The sequence below is a fragment of the Pseudocitrobacter cyperus genome, from assembly GCF_039889165.1.
GTDB lineage: Bacteria > Pseudomonadota > Gammaproteobacteria > Enterobacterales > Enterobacteriaceae > Pseudocitrobacter > Pseudocitrobacter cyperus.
Genome location: NZ_JAYMYY010000002.1, coordinates 450,855 through 477,736 on the forward strand (window position 1 = coordinate 450,855; position 26,882 = coordinate 477,736).

Consider the following 26,882-nt stretch of genomic DNA (forward strand, 5'->3'; position numbering starts at 1 on the left):
TTTTACTGGAGAATATTATGAAATCAGTGGTGATTCACGCTGAGGGAGACGTGCGCGTTGAAGAACGCCCAGTGCCGCAACTGGCAGCCGGAGATGATGTACTGGTTAAAGTGGTCAGCTCAGGGTTATGTGGCTCAGATATCCCCCGAATCTTCGCACGCGGCGCGCATTATTACCCTATAACGCTGGGGCATGAGTTTAGTGGCTATGTTGAAAGTTATGGCGCTGACGTCACGGACATTCAGCCGGGCGATGCTGTTGCTTGTGTGCCTTTACTTCCCTGCTTCCACTGCCCACAGTGCGAACGTGGATACTTCTCACTTTGTAAGAAGTATCAGTTTGTCGGTTCGCGCAGCGAAGGGGGAAATGCCGAGTACATCGTTGTGAAGCGGGCAAATCTTTTCCGCCTGCCTTCAGATATGCCGATTGAAGATGGGGCGTTTATCGAGCCAATTACAGTGGGCCTTCATGCATTTCAGCTAGCTCAAGGCTGTGAAGGTAAAAACGTCATTATCGTCGGCGCAGGGACAATTGGATTGCTGGCGCTACAGTGCGCCCGGGAATTAGGCGCAAAAAGTGTTACGGCCATTGATATCAACCCACAAAAACTGATGCTGGCAAAAGAACTGGGTGCCACGCATATCTTTAATAGCCGGGAGATGACCACCGGGGAGATGACCTCCTCCATGTCTGATTTTCAGTTTGACCAACTGGTGCTGGAAACAGCGGGGACGCCGCAAACGGTTTCTCTTGCCATTGAGATTGCCGGGCCACGAGCACAACTGGCTTTAGTAGGGACGCTTCATCACGACCTGACGCTAACATCCAACATTTTCGGGCAAATATTGCGTAAAGAACTCACTCTGCTCGGCAGTTGGATGAACTATTCCGCCCCCTGGCCGGGTAAAGAATGGGAAATTGCCGCGCGTTTATTAGCCGAAAAACGTCTACAACTGGAGCCGCTTATCGCCCACCGAGGCGATGCAGAGAGTTTCGCCAGAGCGGTAAAAGCGCTGAACGGTGCCCCAATGCAGGGCAAAATTCTCCTTAATCTCGCCTGAGAACATGAGCCAGCAACCTGCGCTGGCTCACATTTACTTTCGAAATTTGACGTTCACCTTTCGCAATCCTTCGATTAAACTACTTACAATTAATTATCAGGCAAATCAACATGAATTCATTTGAACGAAGGAACAAAATCGTCGATCTGATTAATACCCAGGGTAGCGTACTGGTGATGGATCTTTCGAATACCTTTGGTATCTCGGAGGTGACTATCCGTGCCGATCTGCGTTTACTGGAAGAGAAAGGTCTTGTCACACGTTTTCATGGCGGCGCGGCAAAGCCCGGAAGCCATCTGGCAGAAGGCGATAATCAGGAGATAATCCTCGAAGATCGGTATCAACTCGCAAGCGATCCGAAGAAGCGAATCGCTCAGGCCGCGGCAGCAATGATTGAAGAAGGGATGACGGTGATCCTGGATAGCGGCAGTACCACTTTATTGATTGCAGAAGCGCTAACCCGCAAAAGCAATATTACGGTGATTACCAACAACCTCCCCGCCGCTTATGTCTTATCGGATAACAAAGACCTGACATTAGTGGTTTGTGGCGGAACAGTCCGACATAAAACACACTCAATGCATGGCGCGATTGCTGAACATTCACTACATGACATCAGCGCCGACTTAATGTTTGTAGGGGCTGACGGCATTGATGCTACCAACGGCATAACAACGTTTAACGAAGGATATTCCATAAGCGGCGTTATGGCAGCGGCCGCACACAAAGTTATCGCCGTACTGGATGCAACAAAATTTAATCGGCGCGGTTTTAATCAAGTGCTACCGATGGACAGAATCAATTGTGTGATAACGGATGACAGTATCAGCAAACAGGACAAACAGGCGCTGGATAAAACGGGTGTCGAGCTCTTGATCGTTTAACTAAAATCTCAATGCAAATATAAATTCAGAAAGGAAGTGCCCACTATTCCCGGCCACTTTCTTTCTGGTTAAAAACGCAGCTTATAGCACACGCCACGTCCCTCTCTTGGTCGGCCCCACTCTCTGTATTTTACCTTTTAGTTGCCACACCTTCACTCGCTCAGGATTAAGGTTTGCCACAAGCGCCCCATACGGCCGTTGCAGAAGGCTCTCTATCAAGCGCGGGACTCGAGAAGCAGGTGGTGCCATATGGAGAAGCCGTTGGCCGCGATATACACCGACATCGCCATTACGCAACTGGCCCGGTACATCTACCAGACCAGCCATCACCGCCCAATGCCCCATCAACTCACCAATTTCCACAACCTGGTTGAGCATTAAAGGTGTCACTGTAAAAGGCGGTTTGTACGTGCTCACAATCACTACCCCTGCTGCTCCAGCGCATACTTATACAGCGCATTCTTCTTCACACCATGAATTTCCGCCGCCAGCGCCGCTGCTTTCTTCAGCGGTAGCTCCGCCTGGAGCAATGCCAGTGTGCGCAGCGCGTCGGCGGGCAGGTCATCTTCCTGTGCTTTATGGCCTTCGACAATCAGCACCATCTCGCCTTTGCGACGGTTTTCATCTTCCTTCACCCACGCCAACAGTTCACCGACCGGCGCGCCGTGAATAGATTCCCAGGTTTTGGTCAGTTCGCGCGCCAGCACCACGTAGCGGGATTCGCCCAGTACCGCGACGATATCTTCCAGGCTATCTAACAGACGGTGAGTTGACTCATAAAAAATCAGCGTGCGTGGCTCCTCTTCAATCGCTTTCAGCGCATCACGACGGCCTTTCGACTTCGCAGGCAGAAAACCTTCGTAGCAGAAGCGATCTGAAGGCACCCCGGCGGCGCTTAACGCTGCAATCGCGGCGCATGGCCCTGGCAGTGGAACGACACGAATGCCCGCTTCACGGCAGGTACGCACCAGATGATAGCCAGGATCGTTAATCAGCGGAGTGCCGGCGTCAGAGACCAGCGCGATGTTCTGCCCCTCTTTCAGCTTCGCCAGCAGCGTTTCCGCTTTTTGTTGTTCGTTATGGTCGTGAAGCGCAAATAAACGGGCGTTAATCGCGAAATGTTGCAGCAGTAAACCAGTATGACGAGTGTCCTCAGCGGCAATTAAATCAACGGCTTGCAAGACATTTAATGCACGTTGGGTGATATCAGCCAAATTCCCGATAGGAGTGGGTACAATATAGAGCTGACCTTCAGAATTCGCATCTGATTCGTGTTGTTTCATTGTTTCATCCGTATTGCCGATTTAATATTGAGCATTGAGCCAAAAAAATATCACTGGATACATATGGTACCGTCAACATTTCTTCGTCCTAAAGCCGCGCGCTGCCTGCCCGTTGTTCTGGCGGCATTACTTTTCGCCGGCTGTGGCACCCAGCAAACGCAGGACCAGAGTGCACCCCATTTAGAGGGAACCGCGCAGGCAGACTCTGGCTATTACCTGCAGCAGATGCAGCAGAGTACGAATGATAGCAAGACCAACTGGCAATTACTCGCCATTCGTGCACTGCTGAAAGAAGGTAAAAGCCAGCAGGCGATAGAGTTGTTCGGCCAGTTGCCGAAAGAACTGAGCGATGATCAACGCCAGGAACAATCGCTGCTGGCTGTCGAAATCAAACTTGCACAGCAGGATTTCAAAGGCGCGGAAACGCTGCTGGCGAAAATATCTCCAAACGATCTGAATACTAATCAGCAGATCCGCTTCTGGGCCGATAACATTGCATCACAGCAAGGCAGACCCTCTCTTACGCTTCTGCGGGCGTTAATCGCCCAGGAACCACTGCTAACCGCCGTGCCGGAAAAACAGAAAAATATTGATGCCACCTGGCAGGCGCTCTCGACGATGACCCAGGAACAGGCCAAAGCGCTGGTCATCAATGCCGACGAAAACGTGCTGCAGGGCTGGCTTGATCTGCAACGCGTCTGGTTCGATAACCGTAACGACCCGGACATGATGAAAGCCGGGATCAAAGACTGGCAAACCCGCTATCCGCAGAACCCGGGGGCGAAACTGCTGCCCACTCAACTGGTGAATGTCCAGAGTTTTAAACCCGCTTCAACCAATAAGATCGCCCTTCTGCTGCCGTTAAACGGCCAGGCTGCGGTATTTGGCCGCGCTATTCAGCAGGGTTTTGAAGCCGCGAAAAACGGGATTTCTCCGGTAAGCGGCAGCGCGGTGCCTGAACAGGTTGCACAGGCGGCATCGACGAATGACGTAGTGAGCCCGTCTCAGGCCGAAGTCACAGACCTGACCTCACCGCAAACGCAGCCGGTTCAGGCGCCAACGCCCGCGCAAGCGCCGGTACAATCGGTAACGGCGGCCCCACAGCAGCAGGAACCCGCTCCAGTTACGGCACCGCAAACTGAAACAGCGACTCCTGTGACGCAACCCGTTGCTGCCAATCCCTCTGCCGAACTAAAAATCTACGACACCACCACGCAGCCGATGAGTCAGATTCTGACCCAGGCACAGCAGGATGGCGTCACGCTGGTGGTTGGCCCACTACTGAAAAATCACGTCGACGATTTGCTGAAAAGCAACACGCCGCTGAACGTACTGGCGCTTAACCAGCCGGAATCGGTGACTAACCGTGCGAACGTCTGCTACTTCGCGCTGTCGCCGGAAGATGAAGCCCGTGATGCCGCCCGTCATATTCATGAGCAGGGCAAACAGGCTCCGCTGCTGTTGGTACCGCGCAGTGCATTGGGTGACCGCGTGACACGCGCCTTTGCCGATGAGTGGCAAACCCTGGGTGGCGGAACCGTATTGCAGCAGAAGTTTGGTTCTCTGTCTGAACTGCGCGGCGGCGTAAATGGCGGCGCAGGTATTGCCCTGACAGGCAGCCCTGTCACCACCAGCCAGAATCAACCGCAAAGCGTCACCATTGGCGATTTGACCATTCCGGCACCACCGAGCGACGCGCAAATCAGCAGCGGTGGTAAAGTGGATGCCGCGTATATCGTAGCGACAGCGCAGGAAATTGCGTTCATCAAACCGATGATCGCCATGCGTAACGGCAGCCAGGGCGGCGCAACACTATATGCCAGCTCCCGCAGCGCACAGGGCGTCGCCGGGCCCGATTTCCGTTTAGAGATGGAAGGCTTGCAGTACAGTGAAATCCCGATGCTGGCAGGCAGCAACCCATCGCTGATGCAGCAGGCGCTGCGCGCGGTGAATAACGACTACTCTCTGGCCCGTCTGTATGCAATGGGCGCAGATGCATGGTCGCTGGCGAACCACTTCTCACAGATGCGCCAGGTGCCGGGCTTTGAACTGAACGGCAACACCGGTGATTTGACAGCAACACAGGATTGCGTGATTAACAGGAAGTTATCATGGCTCAAATACCAACAGGGTCAGGTCGTTTCAGCAAATTAACCACCAAACAGAGCGGCGACGCGGCGGAACTTCGCGCGCGTCGCTGGCTGGAGCATCAGGGGCTGAGTTTCATCGCCGCCAACGTCCGCGATCGCGGCGGCGAGATAGACCTGATCATGCGCGACGGTACGGTAACGGTTTTTGTAGAAGTCCGTTATCGTACTTCCGGGGCTTATGGCGGCGCTGCCGCCAGCGTTACCCGGAGCAAGCAACATAAATTATTACACACTGCTCAATTGTGGCTCGCCCGTCACAATGGGAGTTTTGATACTGTGGATTGCCGTTTCGATGTGGTAGCCTTCACTGGCAATGAGATCGAATGGTTTAAAAACGCATTTTGCTAATAGCAACATCAAGAATTTAAAGGGAAATCGTGCTCGAAAGAATTAAAGTTTGCTTCACGGAAAGCATTCAAACGCAAATTGCAGCGGCAGAAGCCCTCCCGGATGCTATCTCCCGAGCCGCTATGACCCTTGTGCAATCACTGCTCAATGGCAACAAAATTCTCTGTTGTGGTAACGGTTCTTCCGCCGCCAACGCACAGCATTTTGCTGCCTGTATGATCAACCGTTACGAAACTGAGCGCCCTGGTTTACCAGCGATTGCACTTAACGCCGATAACGTGGTCTTAACGGCAATCGCAAACGATCGCTTACACGATGAAATCTACGCCAAGCAGGTTCGCGCGCTGGGCCATGCCGGAGATGTGTTACTGGCGATTTCAACCCGTGGCAACAGCCGCGATATCGTGAAAGCGGTGGAAGCCGCCGTCACGCGCGATATGACTATCGTCGCCCTGACTGGCTACGATGGCGGTGAACTGGCGGGATTACTCGGTCAGCAGGATGTGGAAATCCGCATTCCGTCTCACCGCAGTGCGCGCATTCAGGAAATGCATATGCTGACGGTGAACTGCCTGTCCGATCTTATTGATAACACGCTTTTCCCACACCAGGACGATTAAGGAGTACATATGAAGGCATTCTCGCCCCTCGCAGTCCTTATTTCCGCGCTGCTGCTTCAGGGATGTGTGGCTGCTGCCGTGGTTGGCGGCGCTGCTGTCGGCACCAAAGCAGCAACCGACCCGCGTAGCGTGGGCACACAGGTTGATGATGGCACGCTGGAATTACGCGTGAATACCGCGCTGTCGAAAGACGAACAGATTAAGAAAGAAGCGCGCATCAACGTCACAGCCTATCAGGGCAAAGTACTGCTGGTCGGCCAGGCGCCAAATACCGGGCTGGCATCTCAGGCCAAACAGATAGCAATGGGCGTTGAAGGAACCAGCGAAGTGTTCAACGAGATCCGCCAGGGGACGCCAATTAGCCTGGGTACGGCCTCTACGGATACCTGGATCACCACCAAGGTGCGTTCTCAGTTGTTGACCACCGACCAGGTGAAATCGTCCAACGTGAAAGTGACGACGGAAAATGGTGAAGTCTTCCTGATGGGTGTAGTGACCGATCGTGAAGGGAAAGCTGCCGCCGATATCGCCAGTCGCGTAAGTGGTGTCAAACGCGTAACCACCGCGTTTACCTACATTCAGTAACGGTTAATGGCCTGCGGCAATCGCAGGCCTTATCTCCGTCGCGCTATTTCGCGCAACTCTCCTGACTTCAAAATCGTAACCGGCTCCTTCCTGGGCGACAATGCTTCTGTCAGCATTGCCTGCGCCACGTCACGCGCTTTAATCGATTTCCAGTTACCCGGCAAAAAGCCGAACAGCGGCGCCAGCAGCGACTCATTGAGCCGTTTTTTATGCCGTTCACCCACCAGCATGGAGGGACGTGCAATGGTCAGATGCGGCCACTGCTGCGCGATCAGCGCCTCTTCCATTTCCCCTTTCACGCGATTATAGAAAAAGGGCGAATGCGCACTGGCCCCCATCGCGCTCACCACCAGCATATGCTTTGCGCCCAGCCGCAGACCGGTCAGCGCAGTGTCGACGACCAGCGTGTAGTCCGACTGAATAAACGCCTCTTTTGAACCCGCTTCACGCAGGGTGGAGCCCAGACAGCAGAATACGATATCAATGGGCGTTGTGACCTGCGCCAGCGCGTCGCTAAGCTGGGGATCGTGCGGATTAAAAACTTCCGGCGAACCCTCCAGAGGGCGCCGTGTGGGTGCAGCAATCGAGTAGATGTGGGGTTCCTGCAACAGAAGATGCAGTAAGTGCCCACCAACCAGACCAGTCGCACCCGTTATCAATACCTGACTCATTCAGTTCCCCTTTTTACAGATTCTTCTACCTTGCGATCCCGCCATCCTGCCCCACACTTTATAGTTCGCAGGATTTTTTCTGAAGCCAAAACCATGGAGGAATCATGAGCAAGAAAATAGCCGTCTTGATCACCGACGAGTTTGAAGATTCAGAGTTCACTTCACCGGCAGACGCTTTTCGCAAAGCAGGCCATCAGGTTATCACTATTGAGAAGCAGGTCGGGAAGACGGTAACAGGCAAACGCGGCGAAGCGAAAGTGAAGATTGACGCCGCCATTGACCAGGTCAGCCCATCGGAGTTTGATGCCCTGCTGCTACCGGGTGGTCATTCACCTGACTACCTGCGCGGCGACGAGCGTTTTGTCACCTTCACCCGCGATTTTGTGAACACCGGTAAACCTGTATTTGCTATCTGTCACGGGCCTCAGTTGCTTATCAGCGCTGATGTGGTGCGCGGGCGTAAGCTTACCGCCGTGAAACCTATTGTAGTGGATGTGAAAAATGCCGGGGCGGATTTTTACGACCAGGAAGTGGTGGTCGACAATGACCAACTGGTGACCAGCCGAACGCCGGATGATTTACCGGCATTTAACCGGGAAGCGTTACGCCTGCTGGGTGCCTGAATCCCGTAACCAATGCAGTTTTTTACCGAAGCCCAGCGTGTTGTCAGTAAACTTGAGTTCATCAAGACGAATTTCCCAGACGGGGGCTGACAACATTCTGGCGACCGGGAAGCGTCGCAGATAGAGCGCGCGCTTCTCGTCGCTCTCATCGCCCTCCAGCAGACGAATCTCCCCTTTAAACTGTACACCGCGAATCAGAGCCACGGTTTTCGGCTGACCATTCACCGTACCTGCAACAGGCGCAAGTTTACCGGTCATTTGACCATGGCGGGTGGTGGTGTCACTGAGAAGATAAAAGGCGATGCGCTCCGGGTCATACACAAAGAACGCATTCGCGCACCAGAGTTCACCCTCATTCGCCACACACCAGCTTACAACGTGCTGTTTTGTCAGCCAGCGACTAATGGCAGCAAGCGTTTCCATCTTTTCTCTCCGTTATGCTAAGGTGCGTTCACTTTACTATACAGGTTTCAATTCGTGCTCTGGTTTCTTTATCTGATCCGCACGGCGGACGACAAACTCTACACCGGGATCACCACAGACGTGGCGCGCCGTTTTGCCCAACACCAGAGTGGTAAAGGCGCAAAAGCGTTACGCGGCAAAGGTGAGCTGACGCTGGCGTTTTCAGGTGAAGTTGGTGAACGCTCGCTAGCGTTAAGACTGGAATACCGTATTAAACAGCTAACGAAGCGCCAGAAAGAGCACCTCGTCGCTGGAGATGGTTCGTTTGAAGCCCTGCTGAAGGGACTCAGAAACGATTAAAGTGGTCGGAATATTCCACCAGGCCATGAACACCGTTTAGCGCGTCATCCGCCAGACGATGAACCATGAACGCGTCTTCCGTATCCGGCCAGCGGCAACGTAAGTCGTACTGTGCGGCGCGTTCGAAGCCAAAACGGCCGTACAACGCGGGCTCGCCCAGCGTGACGACTGCGGCATAACCGAACTCATTCAGGGAATCGAGGCCCTCATAGACCATCTGGCGCGCCAGCCCCTGACCGCGGTAGTTTTCATCAACCGCCAGCGGCGCAAGCCCAACCCACTGTAGCTCTTCGCCCTCTACGCTCACCGGGCTAAATGCCACATAGCCAACGACATGACCTTCATCATCTGTCGCCACCACGCCAAGCGTAATCAGGCCATCTTCGCGTAGTTCGCGAACCAGCTCGGCTTCCCCGTCACCGTTAAAAGTACGGCGCAGCAGGGAATCAATTCCCGGCGCATCAATTCCAATTTCCACTCGAATCAGCATGGCTCACCTACCGATGTGTGTTTAGAGTCTGATGGTGTCTTCAGCCCCGCTTCCACGAAGTCAGCCAGTTGCATCAGCATCACGCGTAGCGCTTTTGGCATTTGCTCAAGCTCAATAGCATCCATCAGGTTTTTGACGTACAACCCCAGTTCCGTATCGCCTTCAATCACCAGCCGACGCTGGAAGAAAAGCGTGTCGGGATCTTGTTTACGCGCGGCGATCATCAGTAGATCGCTGGCATCCGCGCTAAAGCTTACATCTGCCTGTGCTGATTCACTCACAATCAGACTGCCGTTCTCGACGGAGGTGAACCACCGCAGGCCAATATCACGCACCTCAATGCTCAGCCAACGCCCTTCGAGAAATTCCAGTTCGCCATCGGCCAGCGCCTGCCGAAATTGCCAGCTAAGCACCTGTTCCAGCACCTGACGCTTAAGGGCGAACGGCGCGAACTTCACCGGTACACTCATCAGAGTCGGGGCAATATGAACCAGACGTGAACGCAGTTTATCCAACACAAGCTTTACTCCCTGAATGCAATAATCCCACTATTTTGCCATATCAGATAAACGACATAGCGGCGTAAATCAACAATTATGTAGGAATAGCTAACCATTATTGGTGCCATCAATACGCTTTTGTCTGCCTCAAATCAAAAATAATTGCCGCCAGGTTAACTAAAATCCCACCTCGTTAACATTATTGCTATCTGCAGGAAGAATTATGGAGTTGCTCTGCCCTGCCGGAAATCTCCCGGCGCTTAAGGCGGCCATCGAAAACGGCGCCGATGCTGTCTATATCGGCCTTAAAGATGATACCAACGCCCGCCATTTTGCCGGCCTGAACTTTACAGAGAAAAAACTGCAGGAAGCCGTCAGCTTTGTGCATCAGCATAAACGCAAGCTGCACATCGCCATCAATACCTTCGCGCATCCGGACGGCTATGTTCGCTGGCAACGCGCGGTGGATATGGCGGCTCAGCTTGGCGCAGATGCGTTGATCCTCGCTGACATTGCCATGCTGGAGTATGCCGCGGAACGCTATCCGCATATTGAGCGCCACGTCTCCGTTCAGGCTTCCGCGACTAACGAAGAAGCGATTCGTTTTTATCACCGTAACTTTGATGTTGCTCGCGTGGTATTGCCGCGCGTGCTTTCTATTCATCAGGTGAAACAACTGGCACGCGTCACGCCGGTTCCGCTGGAGGTGTTTGCCTTCGGTAGCCTGTGCATTATGGCAGAAGGGCGTTGCTATCTGTCATCTTACCTGACCGGCGAATCACCGAATACCGTCGGCGCATGCTCCCCGGCGCGCTATGTTCGCTGGCAGCAAACGCCGCAGGGGCTGGAGTCGCGTCTTAATGAAGTGCTGATCGACCGCTACCAGGACGGTGAAAACGCTGGTTATCCGACGCTGTGCAAAGGGCGCTATCTGGTCGACGGCGAGCGCTATCACGCCCTCGAAGAGCCAACCAGCCTGAATACCCTGGAACTGCTGCCGGAACTGCTGGCGGCCAATATCGCTTCCGTCAAAATCGAAGGCCGTCAGCGCAGCCCGGCCTATGTCAGCCAGGTAGCAAAAGTCTGGCGTCAGGCCATCGACCGCTGCATTGCGGATCCGCAAAACTTTGTGCCGCAGGCGGCATGGATGGACACCCTCGGTTCAATGTCCGAAGGCACACAGACCACGCTTGGTGCATATCACCGCAAATGGCAGTAGGAATGAGCATGAAATATTCATTAGGGCCGGTGTTGTACTACTGGCCAAAAGAGACGCTGGAAGAATTTTACCAGCAGGCCGCCACCAGCAGTGCCGATATCATCTATCTGGGCGAAGCGGTGTGCAGCAAGCGCCGCGCCACCAAAGTTGGCGACTGGCTGGATATGGCGAAATCGCTGGCCGGCAGCGGCAAGCAGATTGTACTGTCTACACTGGCGCTGGTGCAGGCCTCTTCGGAACTGGGCGAGCTTAAACGCTATGTCGAGAACGGCGACTTCCTGCTGGAAGCGAGCGACCTCGGGGTGGTGAATATGTGCGCCGAACGCAAGCTACCGTTTGTCGCCGGGCACGCGCTGAACTGTTATAACGCCGTTACCCTGCGCCTGCTGGCGAAGCAGGGGATGACCCGCTGGTGCATGCCGGTTGAACTCTCCCGCGACTGGCTGGCGAACCTGCTGACCCAGTGTGAAGAGTTAGGCATTCGTGATCAGTTCGAGGTGGAGGTGTTGAGCTATGGCCACCTGCCGCTGGCTTACTCCGCCCGCTGCTTTACCGCTCGCTCAGAAGACAAACCGAAAGATGAGTGCGAAACCTGCTGCATCAAATACCCGAACGGGCGCAGCATGCTGTCGCAGGAAAATCAGCAGGTCTTCGTGCTGAACGGTATTCAGACCATGAGCGGTTATGTCTACAACCTGGGTAATGAACTGGCATCAATGGAAGGTCTGGTAGATATCGTGCGTCTCTCGCCGCTGGGCACCGAAACGTTTGAGATGCTGAATGCCTTCCGCGCCAACGAAAATGGCCAGGCGCCGCTGAACCTTACCGCTAACAGCGACTGTAACGGTTACTGGAAACGTCTGGCGGGCCTGGAGCTGCAAGCATGATAAAAAAAGCTCACTTTGTTAACAACAATCATCAATTTTTAATGCAGTATTAAAGATGCAGCTTTTCTGGCCGACAGCGCGCTGCGCTGCCAGGCTGGAACAAGACCTTCAATCTGATGATGACGCTGTAACAAAGTGAGCCTTTATGACTGACAAACCTGTTTCTTTCTCGTTGCTCGATCTTGCGCCTGTGCCACAGGGTTCGCAGGTCAAAGATGCCTTTGCCCACTCCCTTGATCTCGCAAAGCTCGCCGAAAAGCGTGGCTATCACCGCTATTGGTTAGCGGAACACCACAACATGACCGGCATTGCCAGCGCGGCGACCTCCGTGCTGATTGGCTATCTGGCGGCGAATACCACCACCCTGCATCTCGGTTCAGGCGGTGTGATGCTACCCAACCACTCCCCGCTGGTGATTGCCGAGCAGTTCGGTACGCTCAATACGCTTTATCCGGGGCGTATTGATTTAGGCCTGGGACGTGCGCCGGGCAGCGACCAGCGAACCATGATGGCGCTGCGCCGTCACATGAGCGGCGATGTGGATAATTTCCCCCGCGATGTGGCGGAGCTGGTCGACTGGTTTGACGCCCGTGACCCCAACCCGCACGTGCGTCCTGTTCCCGGCTACGGCGAAAAAATCCCGGTGTGGTTGCTGGGCTCAAGCCTCTACAGTGCGCAGCTTGCCGCACAGCTCGGCCTGCCGTTTGCCTTCGCCTCACACTTCGCGCCGGATATGTTATTCCAGGCGCTGCACCTTTACCGCACCAACTTCAAACCTTCCGCGCGGCTGGACAAACCGTACGCGATGGTGTGTATCAATATCATCGCTGCCGACAGCAATCGCGACGCGGAATATCTGTTCACCTCAATGCAGCAGGCCTTTGTGAAGCTGCGCCGTGGCGAAACCGGGCAGCTACCGCCGCCGATTCAAAATATGGATCAGTTCTGGTCGCCGTCCGAGCAGTATGGCGTACAGCAGGCGCTGAGTATGTCGCTGGTCGGGGATAAAGCGAAAGTGCGCCACGGCCTGGAGTCGATTCTGCGTGAAACTGACGCGGATGAAATCATGGTCAACGGGCAGATTTTCGATCATCAGGCGCGGCTGCACTCATTTGGGCTGGCGATGGATGTGAAGGAAGAGTTGTTGGGGTAAGTGCGGTTTATGTGCCCCTCACTCCGGGCTGTCCCCTCTCCCTGTAGGAGAGGGTTAGGGTGAGGGCATCAGGCCGCACAATTACCGATAAACCGGCAGCAAATCAAAACTCGACAAAATATGCACCAGCGCGTTACCAATACCAAACACCAGAATCAGCGCAATCATCGGCTTACCGCCCCAGACGCGGAATTTCGGGCTACCGAAGCGTTTACGGGATGCGCGCGCCAGCAGAGCCGGAACAATTGCCGCCCAGATAGTCGCCGCCAGCCCTGCATAGCCAATCGCGTACAGGAAGCCGTTCGGCCACAGCAGGCCACCAATAATGGGTGGAACGAAGGTCAGCAGTGCCGTTTTAAAGCGCCCCATCGCGCTATCATCAAAGCCAAACAGGTCAGCCAGGTAATCGAACAGGCCCAGCGTCACGCCCAGGAATGAGCTCGCTACCGCGAAGTTAGAAAACACCACCAGCAGCAAATCCAGGCTGCGGCTATTCAGCACACCGCTCAGCGCCTGTACCAGAACATCAATGTTCCCGCCTTTCTCGGCGATACCAATAAATTCCGGGCGCGGGATATTGCCCATCGTTCCCAGTAACCAGATGGCATACAGACCCAGCGCCAGCAACGTGCCGTAGACCAGGCACTTCACGATGGTCTGCGGATCTTTGCCGTAGTACTTCATCAGGCTCGGCACGTTACCGTGGTAGCCAAAGGAGGCCAGGCAAAACGGCAGCGTCATCAGCAGATACGGGGTGTAAGAGGCATTACTTTCTGCGACGTTAAACAGCGTCGCAGGTTCAACATGCCCCAGCAGGCTGCCGAACGTCAGGAAGAAAGTGATCACTTTCGCGCCCAGTACGATAGCCGTCATGCGGCTAACCGCTTTGGTACTCATCCAGACAATAAAGGCGACCAGCAGTGCGAAGGTGAAACCGCCCACACGCGCCGGTACGTTCAGCGACATCTCTGCAAAAGTGTGGTGCAGAATGGAGCCGCTTGCTGAAATATAGGCGTAGGTCAGGATATAGAGCACAAAGGCAATCGAGATGCCGTTGATGATATTCCAGCCTCTACCAAGGAGATCTTTGGTCAGCGTGTCGAAGCTCGCGCCGATGCGGTAGTTGAGGTTCGCCTCGAGGATCATCAACCCGGAATGCAGCATGCAGAACCAGGTGAAAATCAGCGCCGCCAGCGACCAGAAGAACCAGCTACCAGCCATCACCACCGGCAGCGAGAACATGCCCGCGCCAATAATGGTACCGCCGATGATCACCACGCCGCCAAAGAGTGACGGTCGTGAAGCTGTAGTGGTAAGTGTCGCCATTTGCCGATATCTCCAGTGAATCATTCTTTGCTATTAATTAGCACGTCGCCAATGTACCAGTACACGAGTACAAAGAAAATAAAAAAAGCCCCGATTTCTCAACCGGGGCTGTATATTTTACTTTACGCTAACAAACGGCGTTTTTTTATGCATCACCGCCGAAACGGCGACGACCAGCGGAGTCATCACGACGCGGAGCAGCAGCATCATCACGACGCGGGCCACGACCACCTTCACGGCGTTCACCGCTGAAGCGACGACCATCACCGCGACCGCCTTCACGACGTTCGCCACCGAAGCTACGACCGCCTTCACGACGTTCACCGCCGAAGCCACGACCGCCTTCACGACGTTCACCGCCGAAACCACGTCCACCGCTACGCTCAGGACGCGGTTGCGCGTCGCCCAAAAGCTGCATGTTCATCGGTTTGTTCAGGATGCGGGTACGAGTAAAGTGCTGCAGTACTTCGCCCGGCATACCTTTCGGCAGTTCGATAGTGGAGTGCGTACCGAACAGTTTGATGTTACCGATGTAACGGCTGCTGATATCGCCTTCGTTGGCAATCGCACCAACGATGTGACGAACTTCAACGCCATCATCACGGCCCACTTCAATGCGATACAGTTCCATATCGCCAGCATCACGACGTTCGCGACGCGGACGATCTTCACGGTCGCCACGCGGAGCACGATCGTTACGATCGCGCGGGCCACGGTCATCACGGTCGCGGAATTCGCGTTTCGGACGCATCGGCGCGTCTGGCGGAACGATCAGAGTACGTTCGCCCTGTGCCATTTTCAGCAGTGCTGCGGCCAGAGTTTCGATATCCAGTTCTTCGCCTTCTGCAGTCGGCTGGATTTTCGCCAGCAGGCCACGGTAGAGATCCAGATCGCTGCTTTCCAGTTGCTGCTGCACTTTCGCGGCAAATTTTTCCAGACGACGTTTGCCCAGCAGTTCTGCATTCGGCAGTTCAACTTCCGGAATGGTCAGCTTCATGGTGCGTTCGATGTTGCGCAGCAGACGACGCTCGCGGTTCTCAACGAACAGCAGCGCGCGGCCAGCACGACCCGCACGACCGGTACGACCGATACGGTGAACGTAAGACTCTGAATCCATCGGGATATCGTAGTTTACGACCAGGCTGATACGCTCAACGTCCAGGCCACGGGCCGCAACGTCGGTCGCAATCAGGATGTCCAGACGACCATCTTTCAGGCGTTCCAGCGTCTGCTCACGCAGTGCCTGGTTCATGTCACCGTTCAGCGCGGCGCTGTTGTAGCCGTTACGCTCAAGGGCTTCTGCCACTTCCAGGGTCGCGTTTTTAGTACGAACGAAGATAATCGCCGCATCAAAATCTTCCGCTTCCAGGAAACGAACCAGTGCTTCGTTTTTACGCATGCCCCACACAGTCCAGTAGCTCTGGCTGATGTCAGGACGGGTAGTCACGCTGGACTGAATGCGTACTTCCTGCGGCTCTTTCATAAAGCGGCGGGTAATACGACGAATCGCTTCCGGCATGGTGGCTGAGAACAGAGCGGTCTGATGACCTTCCGGGATCTGAGCCATAATGGTTTCAACGTCTTCGATGAAGCCCATGCGCAGCATTTCGTCAGCTTCATCCAGAACCAGACCGCTCAGTTTAGAGAGATCCAGGGTGCCGCGTTTCAGGTGATCCAGCAGACGACCCGGCGTACCGACGACGATCTGCGGCCCCTGACGCAGGGCGCGTAACTGCACGTCATAACGCTGGCCGCCGTACAGGGCAACCACGTTTACGCCGCGCATATGTTTAGAGAAATCCGTCATGGCTTCAGCAACCTGAACCGCCAGTTCGCGGGTCGGTGCCAGCACCAGGATTTGAGGTGCTTTCAGCTCAGGATCAAGATTGTTCAGCAGTGGCAGGGAAAACGCTGCGGTTTTACCACTACCTGTCTGGGCCATGCCCAGCACGTCACGACCGCCCAGCAGGTGCGGAATGCACTCAGCCTGGATCGGAGATGGTTTTTCGTAACCCAGATCGTTAAGGGCTTCAAGGATAGGAGCCTTCAGGCCCAGATCTGCAAAAGTGGTTTCGAATTCAGCCATGTAGTACAAGTGCCTCGATATTAATGGCGGCCAGTCTACATAACTCATCATGAAATTGATCTGCAATTTTCATTGAAAAGTGTGAACCGGCTCAAAGTAGGTGTATTAACGAACAACAACGCCCTCACCCGCGAAGGTGATGGCAATCAAAAAGATTACGGGCTGATGTAGTCGTCAGCTATTGCTGGTCCGATTCTGCCAGGTCATCTTGGTCCTGGCCCAGGAGCGATAATTCCAACAATGCGTATCGGTGCTCAACATAGTTATGAACGTTGTTAGCAACCGCCAGTTTGAACAGTGCCGTAGCGCTGTCCTTGTCCCCAAGACTTAGGTAATACTTACCTAAATAGAAGTTGGTTTCACTGAGATGCTCAGCGAGCGAGGTGTTATCCGTTGCGTCCGCCTTCAGGCGCTCCATTAACGTTTTTTCGTCAATGTTGCCTAAGTAGAACTCGACAATGTTCCATCCCCATTGTTCTTTATCCGATTTATCGAAGCGTCGTTTCAACGCGTCTTTTGCCTGTTTCTCATCGAGCTTCTGCTCGGCGAGGAATAACCACAGACTACGGAAGGGATCATTGGGATCGTCTTGATAAAACGCCAGCAGATCATCTTGCGCTAATTTAGCACGGCCACCGTAATAAAGCGCGATGCCGCGGTTCAAGTGCGCATAATTGTAAGTTGGATCAAGCTCAAGTACAGAATCAAACGCTTCATAGGCAGCATCAAAATTGCCTGCCTGCGTTAAGTAAATGCCTAAGTAATTGAATACTTCAGGCATATCTGGTCGGATTGCCAGCGCTTGCGAAAAATCGTTACGCGCTAGTGCCCTCAGACCGAGACTATCATACAACACTCCGCGCTCATATAAAAGCTGTGCGCGTTCGTCATCGGTTAAAGCCCGACTGGCAAGAATTTGTTCCATGCGTGCCAGAATCACTTCCTGCTGTAAAGTCGGTTGCAATGGTACCGCGAGAACCTCACTCTTTCGCCAGGCAGAATTACTGCATCCTGCCAGCGTGAGTGCTGTCGCTACGAAACACCAGCGCAAAAAAGGCTTCATTTCCCACTCCCGAAGACAACAATTGGATGAACGTCCTGTCCCCCGGCTGCAAACAGGCATCCCGCCAGGTAAAATTGCCCCCTGCTTGCGCAGAGGGCAAAACGGCAAACCTTACTCGCCTTGTTCCGCGGCCGGAGCTTCCGGTGCGTTCGCAGGCTGAGACTGCTCGGTTGCTTCTTTGATGCTCAGACGGATACGGCCCTGACGGTCAACTTCCAGAACCTTAACCGGTACTTCCTGATTCATCTGCAGGTAATCAGTGACTTTCTCAACGCGCTTGTCAGCGATCTGAGAGATGTGCACCAGACCTTCTTTACCGCCGCCGATGGCAACGAATGCGCCAAAGTCTACGATACGGGTCACTTTTCCGTTATAGATACGGCCCACTTCGATCTCTGCGGTGATCTCTTCGATACGACGGATAGCGTATTTCGCTTTCTCACCGTCGGTCGCTGCGATCTTCACAGTACCGTCATCTTCGATTTCGATGGTGGTGCCGGTTTCTTCGGTCAGGGCACGGATAACAGAACCGCCTTTACCGATAACGTCTTTGATTTTGTCCGGGCTGATCTTGATGGTGTGGATACGCGGTGCGAACTGAGAGATGTCGCCGCGCGGCGCGTTGATCGCCTGTTCCATCACGCCCAGGATGTGCAGACGCGCACCTTTAGCCTGGTTCAGAGCAACCTGCATGATTTCTTTGGTGATACCTTCAATTTTGATATCCATCTGCAGCGCAGAGATACCGTCGCGGGAACCCGCTACTTTGAAGTCCATATCGCCCAGGTGGTCTTCGTCACCCAGGATGTCAGACAGAACAACAAAGTTGTCGCCTTCTTTCACCAGACCCATCGCGATACCCGCAACGGCGGCTTTGATCGGCACACCTGCGTCCATCAGCGCCAGAGAAGCGCCACACACGGAAGCCATGGAAGAAGAACCGTTAGATTCGGTGATTTCAGAAACCACACGAACGGTGTACGGGAATTTGTCCAGTTCCGGCATCACTGCCAGTACGCCACGTTTCGCCAGACGGCCGTGACCAATTTCACGACGCTTCGGAGACCCGACCATACCGGTTTCACCTACGCAGTACGGAGGGAAGTTGTAGTGGAACAGGAAGTTATCAGTACGCTCGCCCATCAGCTCATCGAGGTTCTGCGCATCACGGGTTGTACCCAGAGTAGCAGTAACCAGCGCCTGAGTTTCACCGCGGGTGAACAGCGCGGAGCCGTGAGTACGCGGCAGAACGCCAGTGCGCACGTCCAGACCACGGATCATGTCTTTTTCACGACCATCGATACGCGGTTCGCCTGCCAGTACGCGGCTACGAACAACGTTTTTCTCGATAGCGTGCAGGATTTCGCCCAGCTCGTTAGCGTCCAGGGTTTCGTCTTCCGCCACCAGAGTCGCGATGGTTTCAGATTTGATCACGTCAACCTGAGCATAACGCTCTTGTTTGTCGGTGATGCGGTAAGCGTCGCTCAGGCGAGCTTCTGCCAGGGCAGCAACGCGTGCGTTCAGCGCGTCGTTTACTGCTTCTGGCTGCCAGTCCCAACGTGGTTTACCGGCTTCTTTAACCAGCTCGTTGATTTCACGGATAACGGTCTGCTGCTGTTCGTGACCGAATACGACCGCGCCCAGCATGACGTCTTCGCTCAGCAGTTCGGCTTCGGATTCAACCATCAGTACAGCGGCTTCGGTACCGGCAACAACCAGATCCAGTTTGCTTTCTTTCAGCTCGTCCTGAGTCGGGTTCAGTACGTACTGGTCATTGATATAACCCACACGTGCAGAGCCGATTGGGCCGTTGAACGGGATACCGGACAGAGACAGCGCAGCGGATGCACCAATCATTGCCACGATGTCTGGGTTAACCTGCGGGTTTACGGACACAACGGTCGCGATAACCTGAACTTCGTTGACGAAGCCTTCCGGGAACAGCGGGCGAACCGGGCGGTCAATCAGACGCGCGATCAGGGTTTCGCCTTCGCTTGGACGGCCTTCACGACGGAAGAAGCTACCCGGGATACGACCAGCAGCGTAGGTACGCTCCTGGTAGTTAACGGTCAGCGGGAAAAAGTCCTGGCCTGGTTTCGCTTTTTTCTGGCCGACAACGGTAACGAATACCGCGGTGTCATCCATGCTTACCATAACGGCGGCAGTTGCCTGACGCGCCATCATGCCGGTTTCCATGGTTACGGTGTGTTGGCCGTACTGGAATTTACGAACGATCGGATTAAGCAAAATTCTATCCTTTCTTTATGAGTAGCAGCACACCTTCGGTATGCTTGCCGATGAACCCGATCTTCTTTGCATCCTCGCGACTAATGACAACCCTAACCCTTCATGGGTGAAGCCTCTCATTAGCCGCGCGAACCTCTGCAATGAAGAACATGTATAACAACAATACATTATACCCGCTATCTTTCAAAATACCGCTGCGTTAGCAATGTGCGTTGTAAATTCATTTACGTTGCACAACTGTCTTTCGCAAGGCGTTATTTTTCGGGGTATTTTTTTAACTCACTGGCGTCTGGTGAAAAAAAGGGGCCATAAAGGCCCCTCTTTCTGAAACTCGCCAGAATTAGCGACGCAGACCCAGACGCTCGATCAGCGCGGTGTAGCGTGCAACATCTTTACGTTTCAGGTAGTCCAGCAGTTTACGACGCTGAGAAACCATGCGCAGCAGACCACGACGGCTGTGGTGATCTTTTTTGTGCTCTGCAAAGTGACCCTGCAGGTGGTTGATCTGTGCAGTCAGCAGAGCAACCTGAACTTCGGTAGAACCACTGTCGTTCGCATCGCGACCGAACTCAGAAACGATTTTTGCTTTAGCTTCAACGCTTAGAGACATTTTGAACTCCAAATTTAAAAGAATGAAAGGGTGCCGATCTCTAATTCAGCAGCCCTGAGATAACGCTTGCCAATTGTTAAACAATTACACAGGCGTTAAGCCGCAACATTCTACTCGTAGCGACCTGTTATCGCAAGAGAGGCATCAGCCTCACTCGGGGTATTCCACCACCAGGCGACGCGGTGCAACGCGGCCTTCATCGTCAATTTCTGCCATACCAATAAATTTGGCATCGTCACCTTCGGTAACACGCACCAGGCCGCTGGCAGGCGCCTGAGACGCACGTACCGGCTGCCCGTTCTTAAAGTATGCCGCCACCACGGAAGGAATATTGACGACAGGGAAGTCCGAAGCCGGACTGTCCATTGGCATTAATAAGGGATCCAGTAGCTGCGCGGCGAGAATACCCTGCTGTTCAGCCTGTTCCACATACTCACGCAACTGCTCCAGCGTCACCATTCGCTCAACCGGATACTTACTCACCGCCAGACGACGCAGGAAAATGACGTGCGCGCCGCAGCCGAGTTTTTCACCCAGATCATCAATGATGGTACGGATGTAGGTGCCCTTCGAACAGTGAATTTCCAGCTCCAGTTCATCACCTTCATGGCGAATAAACAGCAGCTCATACACGGTAATCGGGCGCGCTTCACGCGGCACTTCAATGCCCTGGCGGGCGTATTCGTAAAGCTTCTTCCCTTGATACTTCAGGGCCGAATACATGGACGGCACCTGCTGAGTGTCGCCACGAAAACTCTCCAGCGCTTCAGCCAGTTGTGCATCGGTGAAGGCCACCGGACGCTCTTCAACAATCTGGCCATCGGCATCAGATGTATCGGTACGCTGCCCAAGACGCGCAATCACCCGATAACGTTTATCGGAATCCAGCAGGTACTGGGAAAACTTCGTCGCTTCACCGAGGCAAATCGGCAGCATGCCGGTCGCCAGCGGATCCAGCGCCCCGGTGTGACCGGCACGATTGGCGTTGTAGAGGCGTTTTACTTTTTGCAGCACATCATTGCTGGAGGCACCCTGCGGTTTATCCAGCAACAACACACCGTGGATATCACGACCGCGACGACGAGGACGACTCATCAGTCCTCCTTGCTGTCGTCCGGGTTCACACGACGCTCTTCGTCATGCTTCACCACGTTAGTCACCAGGTTGGACATGCGCATCCCTTCAACTAACGAGTTATCGTAGAAGAAGGTCAGTTCCGGCACGATACGCAGGCGCATCGCTTTACCCAGCAGTGAGCGGACGAAACCAGATGCTTCCTGTAACGCTTTGATGCCCGCTTTCACGGCCGCTTCGTCTTTATCGTTCAGGAAGGTCACGAACACTTTGGCATAGGCCAGGTCACGGGACATTTCAACGCCGGACACAGTAGTCATCATGCCCAGACGCGGATCTTTAATTTCGCGCTGCAGGATGATGGCAATCTCTTTTTGCATTTCCTGCGCCACGCGCTGCGGGCGACCAAATTCTTTCGCCATAATAAATTCTCCAGACAAAAAAGGGGCCAAAAGCCCCTTTTAAAATTAATATCAGGTGGAATGGGCGGTTCACGTAGGCCTTATCCGGCCTACAACCCCGACAACCTTAAGCGATGGTGCGCTGGATCTCGATGATCTCGAACACTTCGATCATATCGCCTACGCGAACGTCGTTGTAGTTCTTCACGCCGATACCACATTCCATGCCGTTACGGACTTCGTTAACGTCATCTTTGAAGCGGCGCAGGGATTCCAGCTCACCTTCATAGATAACCACGTTCTCGCGCAGAACGCGGATTGGGTTATGACGTTTGATGATGCCTTCCGTAACCATACAGCCCGCGATCGCACCGAATTTCGGTGATTTGAACACGTCACGAACTTCCGCCAGACCGATGATCTGCTGTTTCAGTTCCGGAGACAGCATACCGCTCATCGCTGCTTTCACTTCGTCGATCAGGTTATAGATGACGGAGTAGTAACGCAGATCCAGGCTTTCTGCTTCAATGACGCGGCGCGCAGAGGCGTCGGCACGGACGTTGAAGCCAACCAGGATGGCGTTGGAAGCGGCAGCAAGCGTTGCGTCGGTTTCGGTGATACCACCTACGCCAGAACCGATGATCTTCACTTTCACTTCGTCGGTAGACAGTTTCAGCAGAGAGTCGGAAATCGCTTCAACGGAGCCCTGTACGTCAGCCTTCAGCACGACGTTCACTTCGTGAACTTCGCCTTCGGTCATGTTGGCGAACATGTTCTCCAGTTTAGATTTCTGCTGACGAGCCAGTTTAACTTCACGGAATTTGCCCTGACGATACAGTGCAACTTCACGCGCTTTTTTCTCGTCACGCACAACGGTCACTTCATCACCAGCAGCCGGAACGCCGGACAGGCCGAGGATTTCCACCGGAATGGACGGGCCTGCTTCCAGCACTTCCTGACCCAGTTCGTTACGCATCGCACGAACGCGGCCGTATTCGAAGCCGCACAGAACGATATCGCCCTTATGCAGAGTACCTTCACGAACCAGAACGGTAGCAACCGGGCCACGACCTTTATCCAGGAAGGATTCGATTACAGCGCCGCTCGCCATTCCGTTACGGATGGCTTTCAGCTCCAGAACTTCCGCCTGCAGCAGGATAGCGTTCAGCAGGTCATCAATACCGGTACCCGCTTTCGCAGAAACTGGGATGAACTGTGATTCACCGCCCCACTCTTCCGGCATAACGCCGTACTGGGACAGTTCGTTCTTAACGCGATCCATATCGGCTTCTGGCTTATCGATTTTGTTCACAGCAACAACCAGCGGAACCTGCGCTGCTTTCGCATGCTGGATAGCTTCGATGGTCTGCGGCATCACGCCGTCATCTGCTGCGACAACCAGAACAACGATATCCGTTGCCTGCGCACCACGAGCACGCATAGAGGTAAACGCGGCGTGGCCCGGGGTATCCAGGAAGGTGATCATACCGTTGTCAGTTTCAACGTGGTATGCACCGATATGCTGGGTAATGCCGCCCGCTTCGCCAGAGGCCACTTTCGTTGAACGAATGTAGTCCAGCAGAGAAGTTTTACCGTGGTCAACGTGACCCATGATGGTCACAACCGGTGCGCGCGGTTCAGCCGCAGCGCCCGTATCACGGTCGCTCATTACCGCTTCTTCCAGCTCGTTTTCACGACGCAGGATAACTTTATGGCCCATCTCTTCGGCAACCAACTGCGCGGTTTCCTGGTCGATGACCTGGTTGATGGTCGCCATTGCGCCCAGTTTCATCATCGCTTTGATGACCTGAGAACCTTTGACCGCCATCTTGTTAGCCAGATCGCCAACGGTGATGGTTTCACCAATCACAACATCACGGTTAACCGCCTGCGCTGGCTTCTGGAAGCCCTGCTGCAGAGAAGAACCTTTACGCTGTTTGCCGCCTTTACCACCACGAACGGCAGCACGCGCTTCTTCGCGATCGGCTTTAGATTCAGCGTGTTTGTTGCCTTTTTTCGCCGGACGAGCCGCTTTAGTATTACGGCCACGACCACGACCACCTTCAACTTCACGATCGTTTTCGTCTTCAGCCTGGCGGGCATGCTGAGAAGTGGTGACGTGATAGTCGCTGGTATCTTCAGTTGGTTCAGCGTTATTCACACCATTTTTCTCGTTTTCTTCTGCCATGCGGCGGGCTTCTTCCGCAACGCGGCGTGCTTCTTCTTCAAGCTTACGGCGTGCTTCTTCTTCCGCTTTACGCTTCAGCTCTGCAGCTTCACTTTCACGGCGGGCTTTCTCAGCCTGGGCAGTTTTAGTCATATCGTCTTGTTGATTGCTCACTTTGTCTTTTTCCGCAGCTTCACGTTTCGCTTTATCAGCGGCTTCACGCTTAGCTTGTTCTGCGGCCTCACGTTCGGCTTTTTGTTGCGCCTCGCGTTTCGCTGCTTCTTCAGCTTCACGACGGGCTTGCTCTTCCGCTTCACGCTGCGCCTGCTCTTCCGCGGCCAGGCGTTCAGCCTCTTGCGGATCGCGTTTCACAAAGGTGCGTGTCTTGCGGACTTCGATTTGTACCGACTTACTTTTACCGCCGGTACCTGGGATATTGAGCGTGCTGCGCGTTTTGCGCTGCAGGGTCAATTTGTCCGGCGCAGAACCGTTTTCACGGTTCAGGTGCGCCAGTAAAGTTTGTTTCTCTTGGGCAGACACAGAGTCATCAGCAGACTTCGGGATACCAGCGTCAGCAAATTGCTGTACCAGGCGATCCACCGAGGTCTGTATCTCTGCGGCCAGCGTTTTTACGGTTACATCTGTCATGCTGTTCCTTCCTGCTACAGTTTATTACGCTTCGTCGCCGAACCAGCAAATGTTACGGGCGGCCATGATGAGCTCACCGGCTTTCTCGTCAGTTAAACCTTCGATATCAGCCAGGTCATCAACGCCCTGTTCAGCGAGATCTTCCAGCGTACAAACACCACGAGCCGCCAGTTTGAATGCCATTGCGCGATCCAGCCCTTCAAGGTTGAGCAGATCGTCAGCCGGTTTGTTATCACCGAGGCTTTCTTCCTGGGCCAGTGCCAGAGTGGTCAGTGCGTTTTTAGCACGTTCGCGCAGTGCCTCAACGGTGTCTTCGTCCAGACCGTCGATTTCCAGCAGTTCTTTCATTGGCACGTAGGCCAGTTCTTCCAGCGTGGAGAAGCCTTCTTCAACCAGCACTGTCGCGAAATCTTCATCAATATCAAGATATTTGGTGAAGGTATCGATCGCTGCGTGCGCTTCAGCCTGATGCTTAGCCTGCAGGTCGTCAACGGTCATCACGTTGAGTTCCCATCCGCTCAGTTGCGAAGCCAGACGGACGTTCTGCCCGTTACGGCCAATCGCCTGCGCCAGGTTGCCCGCTTCAACAGCGATATCCATAGTGTGCTTATCTTCGTCGACCACGATTGACGCGACATCCGCCGGAGCCATTGCGTTGATCACAAACTGCGCCGGGTTATCATCCCACAGGACGATGTCGATACGCTCGCCGCCCAGTTCCGTCGAAACGGCCTGAACACGCGCACCGCGCATACCCACGCAAGCACCCACCGGATCGATACGCTTATCGTTGGTTTTCACGGCGATTTTCGCACGAGAACCTGGATCGCGAGCGGCTGCTTTGATTTCAATAACTTCTTCGCCAATCTCTGGCACTTCAATGCGGAACAGTTCGATCAGCATCTCTGGCTTGGAGCGAGTGACGAACAACTGCGCGCCACGCGCTTCCGGACGTACGGAATAAAGTACACCACGGATACGGTCGCCTGGACGGAAGTTTTCGCGCGGCAGCATATCTTCACGCAGGATAACGGCTTCAGCGTTGTTGCCGAGATCCAAAGAGATATTGTCGCGGTTTACTTTCTTCACCACGCCAGTGATGATTTCACCTTCGTGCTCGCGGAACTGGTCAACGACCATTGCGCGTTCAGCTTCGCGAACTTTCTGGACGATAACCTGTTTTGCCGTTTGGGTAGTGATACGGTCGAAGGTCACAGATTCGATCTGGTCTTCAACGTACTCGCCCACGTTCAGGCTTTCGTCTTCGTAACGTGCCGCTTCCAGGGTAATTTCTTTAGTCGGCTGCGTGACCTCTTCAACGATCACCCAACGACGGAATGTGTCGAAATCGCCGCTCTTACGATCAATCTCTACGCGAACGTCGATTTCCTGTTCGTATTTTTTCTTCGTAGCCGTTGCCAGCGCGCTTTCCAGCGCTTCGAAAATCTTTTCGCGCGGCAGCGCTTTCTCATTGGAAACGGCTTCAACAACAGCCAAAATTTCTTTGTTCATCGGGGCCTTTCACCTCAATCCAGACTGTTAAAAGTGGGGAACCAGGTTCGCCTTCTGGATGTTACTCAGCGCGAACACTTCATCTTTGCCTTCGACTGTCACAGTGATCATCTCACCGTCTACCGCTTTGATAATGCCCTGCCATTTACGGCGGTTCTGTACCGCCATGCGCAGAACCAGCGTGACCTCTTCACCCAGGAAACGTGTGTAGTGTTCCGCGGTGAACATAGGACGATCGAGGCCCGGAGAGGAAACTTCCAGGTTGTAAGCCACAGTAATCGGATCTTCAACATCCATTACCGCACTTACCTGGTGGCTCACATCAGCACAATCATCAACATTGATGCCATCTTCACTATCAATATAGATGCGCAGTGTGGATGTGCGACCGCGAATAAATTCGATGCCGACCAGTTCGTAGCCCAGGGCTTCAACTGGTGCCGTAATCATCTCTGTTAATTTTTGCTCTAATGTGGACAAACCCACCCCCAAGACATAAAAAAAGGGCGTAA

General features: G+C 54.0%; 27 protein-coding genes and 1 pseudogene. 11 read left to right on the forward strand and 17 right to left on the reverse strand.

From position 1 onward, the window contains the following. Positions 1–17 precede the first annotated feature (17 nt). Entirely contained in the window at positions 18–1,061 is a 1,044-nt protein-coding gene (gene gatD / locus VSR74_RS10895) for a galactitol-1-phosphate 5-dehydrogenase (RefSeq protein WP_347794755.1), read from the forward strand. A gap of 110 nt (positions 1,062–1,171) precedes the next feature. Then, positions 1,172–1,945, forward strand: a complete 774-nt coding sequence (locus tag VSR74_RS10900; RefSeq protein ID WP_347794756.1) for a DeoR/GlpR family DNA-binding transcription regulator — start codon at positions 1,172–1,174, stop codon at positions 1,943–1,945. 155 nt (positions 1,946–2,100) lie between these two features. Here VSR74_RS10900 and VSR74_RS10905 read toward each other — a convergent pair. Then, a pseudogene (locus tag VSR74_RS10905) lies at positions 2,101–2,362 on the reverse strand (hypothetical protein); the annotation flags it as partial. A gap of 5 nt (positions 2,363–2,367) precedes the next feature. Beyond that, positions 2,368–3,228: a 16S rRNA (cytidine(1402)-2'-O)-methyltransferase gene (gene rsmI, locus VSR74_RS10910; protein WP_347794757.1), complete on the reverse strand. Its 861-nt coding sequence runs from the start codon at positions 3,226–3,228 to the stop codon at positions 2,368–2,370. Positions 3,229–3,291: 63 nt separating this feature from the next. Between rsmI and VSR74_RS10915 the strand changes: the two genes are divergently transcribed. Genes VSR74_RS10915 through dolP form a run of 4 tightly spaced genes read left to right on the forward strand, consistent with a single transcriptional unit; the run spans position 3,292 to position 6,931 of the window. Continuing rightward, on the forward strand, positions 3,292–5,382 hold the full coding sequence (locus VSR74_RS10915) for a penicillin-binding protein activator (RefSeq protein ID WP_347794758.1): 2,091 nt from the start codon (positions 3,292–3,294) through the stop codon (positions 5,380–5,382). Then, the gene (locus tag VSR74_RS10920; RefSeq protein WP_347794759.1) at positions 5,340–5,726 is read left to right on the forward strand and encodes a YraN family protein; all 387 of its coding nucleotides are present in this window, start codon (positions 5,340–5,342) and stop codon (positions 5,724–5,726) included. The genes VSR74_RS10915 and VSR74_RS10920 overlap by 43 nt, the downstream gene beginning before the upstream one ends. 29 nt (positions 5,727–5,755) lie before the next feature. Continuing rightward, entirely contained in the window at positions 5,756–6,346 is a 591-nt protein-coding gene (gene diaA, locus VSR74_RS10925) for a DnaA initiator-associating protein DiaA (RefSeq protein ID WP_347794760.1), read from the forward strand. A 9-nt stretch (positions 6,347–6,355) separates the two neighbouring features. Then, the gene (dolP, locus tag VSR74_RS10930) at positions 6,356–6,931 is read left to right on the forward strand and encodes a division/outer membrane stress-associated lipid-binding lipoprotein (RefSeq protein ID WP_347794761.1); all 576 of its coding nucleotides are present in this window, start codon (positions 6,356–6,358) and stop codon (positions 6,929–6,931) included. Positions 6,932–6,960: 29 nt separating this feature from the next. Here the strand turns inward: dolP and VSR74_RS10935 are convergent, their stop codons facing one another. Then, positions 6,961–7,602, reverse strand: a complete 642-nt coding sequence (locus VSR74_RS10935) for an NAD-dependent epimerase/dehydratase family protein (protein ID WP_347794762.1) — start codon at positions 7,600–7,602, stop codon at positions 6,961–6,963. Positions 7,603–7,706: 104 nt separating this feature from the next. Here VSR74_RS10935 and VSR74_RS10940 point away from each other — a divergent pair, with 104 nt between their 5' ends. Further along, positions 7,707–8,225 carry a type 1 glutamine amidotransferase domain-containing protein gene (locus VSR74_RS10940; RefSeq protein WP_347794763.1) on the forward strand — a complete coding sequence of 173 codons (519 nt, stop codon included), beginning with the start codon at positions 7,707–7,709 and terminating at the stop codon, positions 8,223–8,225. Here VSR74_RS10940 and VSR74_RS10945 read toward each other — a convergent pair. Continuing rightward, on the reverse strand, positions 8,205–8,648 hold the full coding sequence (locus VSR74_RS10945; RefSeq protein ID WP_347794764.1) for a YhbP family protein: 444 nt from the start codon (positions 8,646–8,648) through the stop codon (positions 8,205–8,207). The genes VSR74_RS10940 and VSR74_RS10945 overlap by 21 nt on opposite strands. A gap of 54 nt (positions 8,649–8,702) precedes the next feature. Here VSR74_RS10945 and VSR74_RS10950 point away from each other — a divergent pair, with 54 nt between their 5' ends. After that, a complete protein-coding gene (locus VSR74_RS10950) occupies positions 8,703–8,987 on the forward strand; it encodes a GIY-YIG nuclease family protein (protein ID WP_347794765.1) in 285 nt (94 codons plus the stop codon). Here VSR74_RS10950 and VSR74_RS10955 read toward each other — a convergent pair. Beyond that, positions 8,974–9,477: a GNAT family N-acetyltransferase gene (locus VSR74_RS10955; protein WP_347794766.1), complete on the reverse strand. Its 504-nt coding sequence runs from the start codon at positions 9,475–9,477 to the stop codon at positions 8,974–8,976. The genes VSR74_RS10950 and VSR74_RS10955 overlap by 14 nt on opposite strands. Further along, positions 9,471–9,995, reverse strand: a complete 525-nt coding sequence (gene ubiT, locus VSR74_RS10960) for a ubiquinone anaerobic biosynthesis accessory factor UbiT (protein ID WP_347794767.1) — start codon at positions 9,993–9,995, stop codon at positions 9,471–9,473. Before ubiT ends, VSR74_RS10955 begins: the two co-directional genes overlap by 7 nt. Before the next feature lie 205 nt (positions 9,996–10,200). On the opposite strand from ubiT, the gene ubiU reads away from it, so the two are divergent. The 3 genes from ubiU to VSR74_RS10975 all read left to right on the forward strand — a co-directional run bounded on the left by ubiU (position 10,201) and on the right by VSR74_RS10975 (position 13,236). After that, positions 10,201–11,196, forward strand: a complete 996-nt coding sequence (gene ubiU / locus VSR74_RS10965) for a ubiquinone anaerobic biosynthesis protein UbiU (protein ID WP_015962877.1) — start codon at positions 10,201–10,203, stop codon at positions 11,194–11,196. Positions 11,197–11,204: 8 nt separating this feature from the next. After that, the gene (locus VSR74_RS10970) at positions 11,205–12,083 is read left to right on the forward strand and encodes a U32 family peptidase (RefSeq protein ID WP_347794768.1); all 879 of its coding nucleotides are present in this window, start codon (positions 11,205–11,207) and stop codon (positions 12,081–12,083) included. Positions 12,084–12,228: 145 nt separating this feature from the next. Further along, positions 12,229–13,236: a luciferase-like monooxygenase gene (locus VSR74_RS10975; protein WP_347794769.1), complete on the forward strand. Its 1,008-nt coding sequence runs from the start codon at positions 12,229–12,231 to the stop codon at positions 13,234–13,236. Positions 13,237–13,317: 81 nt separating this feature from the next. On the opposite strand, the gene mtr is transcribed toward VSR74_RS10975, so the two are convergent. The 11 genes from mtr to rimP all read right to left on the reverse strand — a co-directional run bounded on the left by mtr (position 13,318) and on the right by rimP (position 26,850). After that, a complete protein-coding gene (gene mtr, locus VSR74_RS10980) occupies positions 13,318–14,562 on the reverse strand; it encodes a tryptophan permease (RefSeq protein WP_347794770.1) in 1,245 nt (414 codons plus the stop codon). A 145-nt stretch (positions 14,563–14,707) separates the two neighbouring features. Next, positions 14,708–16,648 carry an ATP-dependent RNA helicase DeaD gene (gene deaD, locus VSR74_RS10985; RefSeq protein WP_347794771.1) on the reverse strand — a complete coding sequence of 647 codons (1,941 nt, stop codon included), beginning with the start codon at positions 16,646–16,648 and terminating at the stop codon, positions 14,708–14,710. Continuing rightward, on the reverse strand, positions 16,641–16,721 hold the full coding sequence (gene yrbN / locus VSR74_RS10990; RefSeq protein WP_100249910.1) for a protein YrbN: 81 nt from the start codon (positions 16,719–16,721) through the stop codon (positions 16,641–16,643). Before yrbN ends, deaD begins: the two co-directional genes overlap by 8 nt. 105 nt (positions 16,722–16,826) lie before the next feature. Beyond that, positions 16,827–17,711: a lipoprotein NlpI gene (nlpI, locus tag VSR74_RS10995; RefSeq protein WP_347794772.1), complete on the reverse strand. Its 885-nt coding sequence runs from the start codon at positions 17,709–17,711 to the stop codon at positions 16,827–16,829. Positions 17,712–17,822: 111 nt separating this feature from the next. Continuing rightward, the gene (gene pnp, locus VSR74_RS11000; RefSeq protein WP_347794773.1) at positions 17,823–19,958 is read right to left on the reverse strand and encodes a polyribonucleotide nucleotidyltransferase; all 2,136 of its coding nucleotides are present in this window, start codon (positions 19,956–19,958) and stop codon (positions 17,823–17,825) included. Between the two features lie 340 nt (positions 19,959–20,298). Next, entirely contained in the window at positions 20,299–20,568 is a 270-nt protein-coding gene (rpsO, locus tag VSR74_RS11005) for a 30S ribosomal protein S15 (RefSeq protein WP_032614416.1), read from the reverse strand. Positions 20,569–20,718: 150 nt separating this feature from the next. Further along, complete coding sequence (truB, locus tag VSR74_RS11010) at positions 20,719–21,663, reverse strand: tRNA pseudouridine(55) synthase TruB (RefSeq protein ID WP_347794774.1); 945 nt, start codon at positions 21,661–21,663, stop codon at positions 20,719–20,721. After that, the gene (gene rbfA / locus VSR74_RS11015) at positions 21,663–22,064 is read right to left on the reverse strand and encodes a 30S ribosome-binding factor RbfA (protein ID WP_347794775.1); all 402 of its coding nucleotides are present in this window, start codon (positions 22,062–22,064) and stop codon (positions 21,663–21,665) included. Before rbfA ends, truB begins: the two co-directional genes overlap by 1 nt. 106 nt (positions 22,065–22,170) lie before the next feature. Continuing rightward, on the reverse strand, positions 22,171–24,858 hold the full coding sequence (gene infB, locus VSR74_RS11020; RefSeq protein ID WP_347794776.1) for a translation initiation factor IF-2: 2,688 nt from the start codon (positions 24,856–24,858) through the stop codon (positions 22,171–22,173). 24 nt (positions 24,859–24,882) lie between these two features. Further along, positions 24,883–26,370, reverse strand: coding sequence for a transcription termination factor NusA (gene nusA, locus VSR74_RS11025; RefSeq protein WP_347794777.1), 1,488 nt, complete (start codon positions 26,368–26,370; stop codon positions 24,883–24,885). Between the two features lie 27 nt (positions 26,371–26,397). Then, the gene (gene rimP, locus VSR74_RS11030; protein WP_015962865.1) at positions 26,398–26,850 is read right to left on the reverse strand and encodes a ribosome maturation factor RimP; all 453 of its coding nucleotides are present in this window, start codon (positions 26,848–26,850) and stop codon (positions 26,398–26,400) included. Positions 26,851–26,882: the final 32 nt, after the last annotated feature.

Coding starts and splice junctions, on each gene's coding strand:
- VSR74_RS10900 (WP_347794756.1), top strand. CDS start 1,172: ATGAATTCATTTGAACGAAGGAACAAAATCGTCGATCTGATTAATACC.
- yrbN (WP_100249910.1), bottom strand. CDS start 16,721: ATGAAAATTGCAGATCAATTTCATGATGAGTTATGTAGACTGGCCGCC.
- VSR74_RS10955 (WP_347794766.1), bottom strand. CDS start 9,477: ATGCTGATTCGAGTGGAAATTGGAATTGATGCGCCGGGAATTGATTCC.
- VSR74_RS10975 (WP_347794769.1), top strand. CDS start 12,229: ATGACTGACAAACCTGTTTCTTTCTCGTTGCTCGATCTTGCGCCTGTG.
- dolP (WP_347794761.1), top strand. CDS start 6,356: ATGAAGGCATTCTCGCCCCTCGCAGTCCTTATTTCCGCGCTGCTGCTT.
- VSR74_RS10970 (WP_347794768.1), top strand. CDS start 11,205: ATGAAATATTCATTAGGGCCGGTGTTGTACTACTGGCCAAAAGAGACG.
- ubiU (WP_015962877.1), top strand. CDS start 10,201: ATGGAGTTGCTCTGCCCTGCCGGAAATCTCCCGGCGCTTAAGGCGGCC.
- VSR74_RS10940 (WP_347794763.1), top strand. CDS start 7,707: ATGAGCAAGAAAATAGCCGTCTTGATCACCGACGAGTTTGAAGATTCA.
- rpsO (WP_032614416.1), bottom strand. CDS start 20,568: ATGTCTCTAAGCGTTGAAGCTAAAGCAAAAATCGTTTCTGAGTTCGGT.
- nusA (WP_347794777.1), bottom strand. CDS start 26,370: ATGAACAAAGAAATTTTGGCTGTTGTTGAAGCCGTTTCCAATGAGAAA.
- nlpI (WP_347794772.1), bottom strand. CDS start 17,711: ATGAAGCCTTTTTTGCGCTGGTGTTTCGTAGCGACAGCACTCACGCTG.
- VSR74_RS10945 (WP_347794764.1), bottom strand. CDS start 8,648: ATGGAAACGCTTGCTGCCATTAGTCGCTGGCTGACAAAACAGCACGTT.
- deaD (WP_347794771.1), bottom strand. CDS start 16,648: ATGGCTGAATTCGAAACCACTTTTGCAGATCTGGGCCTGAAGGCTCCT.
- VSR74_RS10935 (WP_347794762.1), bottom strand. CDS start 7,602: ATGAGTCAGGTATTGATAACGGGTGCGACTGGTCTGGTTGGTGGGCAC.
- VSR74_RS10915 (WP_347794758.1), top strand. CDS start 3,292: ATGGTACCGTCAACATTTCTTCGTCCTAAAGCCGCGCGCTGCCTGCCC.
- VSR74_RS10920 (WP_347794759.1), top strand. CDS start 5,340: ATGGCTCAAATACCAACAGGGTCAGGTCGTTTCAGCAAATTAACCACC.
- rsmI (WP_347794757.1), bottom strand. CDS start 3,228: ATGAAACAACACGAATCAGATGCGAATTCTGAAGGTCAGCTCTATATT.
- mtr (WP_347794770.1), bottom strand. CDS start 14,562: ATGGCGACACTTACCACTACAGCTTCACGACCGTCACTCTTTGGCGGC.
- rbfA (WP_347794775.1), bottom strand. CDS start 22,064: ATGGCGAAAGAATTTGGTCGCCCGCAGCGCGTGGCGCAGGAAATGCAA.
- truB (WP_347794774.1), bottom strand. CDS start 21,663: ATGAGTCGTCCTCGTCGTCGCGGTCGTGATATCCACGGTGTGTTGTTG.
- infB (WP_347794776.1), bottom strand. CDS start 24,858: ATGACAGATGTAACCGTAAAAACGCTGGCCGCAGAGATACAGACCTCG.
- gatD (WP_347794755.1), top strand. CDS start 18: ATGAAATCAGTGGTGATTCACGCTGAGGGAGACGTGCGCGTTGAAGAA.